This window comes from Nitrospirae bacterium YQR-1, from assembly GCA_039908095.1.
Lineage (GTDB): Bacteria > Nitrospirota > Thermodesulfovibrionia > Thermodesulfovibrionales > Magnetobacteriaceae > Magnetomonas.
In genome coordinates this window covers 72386-74181 of sequence record JAMOBJ010000015.1, presented here as the reverse complement: position 1 = coordinate 74181, position 1796 = coordinate 72386, and the positions used below count along the sequence as shown (strand labels likewise).

Annotated in this window: 1 protein-coding gene; it reads left to right on the top strand. The window is 39.5% G+C overall.

What is annotated here, in order from left to right:
- Positions 1-150 precede the first annotated feature (150 nt).
- The gene (locus H7844_08970) at positions 151-1710 is read left to right on the top strand and encodes a glycoside hydrolase family 44 protein (protein ID MEO5357417.1); all 1560 of its coding nucleotides are present in this window, start codon (positions 151-153) and stop codon (positions 1708-1710) included.
- The last annotated feature ends 86 nt before the right edge of the window (positions 1711-1796 follow it).

Here is a 1796-nt window from a genome sequence, read left to right as displayed (position 1 = left end):
TTTTTTTGCTTAACCTCTCCGCTAATTTCTTACTTCTTATTATCTCCTTTTATTTCAACTCCTTTACTCGGTTTGCTCTCCTCTATATCGAATTTCGGGTACCTAATTAAGAATTGACAAAAAAATATTTTTAGTTTATACTATATTAGTATGACATTTATAAACTTTTGTAGGCTAAGTACTACTATCGCATTTTTCTCCGCAATAAGGTATCGTTTTTTTTGTCATACCGGGTTTGCAATATTTATTCTTTTTACTTTACTAAGTTGCGGCACAAAGACAAGTACAGACAGTGTTAGCGAAACATCTGCTTCCAGTGGCAGTGTTAGTGAAACATCTGCTTCCGGTGGCAGCGTTTCCGGTGGTGGTAGTAGTACTTCAGTTGGCACTGCAACCTCCACTAAACAACTTACCTCGGATTCCCATTTTGGCTTTCTAGGTAACTATTATGGGCTGGTAGGTACAGAGGAAGGTGAGAAATCATGGTACTACAGTCTAACTAATTTAGCTTATTTTGAACCATTTTCAGAGCTTGGCATTAAATATGACAGACCTCATCCCGGGCCGTTTGTTTGGGAGACGATTGAAAGAGTACAGGGAGTATATGACTTTACAATACCGGATGACTATGTCAGAAGAACACAGGAGCGTGACATTAACATAGTGGCCACAATATGGCCCTTCGCCTCGTGGGACCAAAACTCATACGATGCAATAAAGTGTTTAGGCTCCAGATGGGGACTTGACGTACCTCTAATGCGCTGTAAACCTCTCGACATGACCTCATACATAAAGTTTATCAGAGAGCTCGTTGACAGATATAACGGAGACGGCAAAAATGATATGCCCGGTTTAACAAAACCGATTAAATATTGGGAAATATTAAATGAACCGGAAACTGCTTATCAATCTGATAAGACCGGCGTTCAACCAATGGTGTTTTTCAGGGGTAACCAGACTGATTACAGTGACTTGTTTTCAGCCACAGCAATGGCTATTAAGGAAACGGACCCTGAAGCACAGATTTTAAACGGTGGTACCACAACTATATCAAGTATTACGACCTACTGGGATTTTATCATGTCAATCAACGCCTCAAATATAAATATAGGTAGTTGGCATTATGATCCTGCATATGATAATCTGGGAGACGCCGGTGCAAAAGTTTGGAGTACTTTCTTTAATAATTATGGAATATCGAAATCGTGGATGACTGAATTCAGAGTCTTTAATAATACAATAAACTCATGTAGTGATGAGGATTGCCAGGCAAAGAAACTGGTAAGATCTTATGTGAAGGCTTTTAACAACGGCACCGGCAAAATCTTCTATACATACTATATAATGGAACATGATGGTTTGGTCAGTCCCGACGGATTGCGCAAAAGACAGGCATTTTATGCTCTCAGAGGACTGATTAATAAACTGGATTATTTTAGTTCTGTAACAACTGCATATCTCCATGATGATGCAAACTACTTTGCATACAAATTCATAGTTGACAACAAAGCAGTATATGTTTTATGGTCTGCTCAGGACAACAGCACAGTGTCCTTCATGTTGGACAACACAAGTGCCTCCACGGTAAAAGTGACAACATCTGTACCTGCCGACAACTCCTCAATAACCCTTGAATCAACTACCTTAAACGTGGATAACTCATCAGTAAGTATTACACTATCCAGTACGCCGGTTTATATAGAAGAGTAATACCAAGTTGCATTCAATAGTCTAACTTTGTTGGCTTCGTTAAAAGCTCCTCAGCGTACTAAAAGTACGCCTGCGTCGCTTTCTCC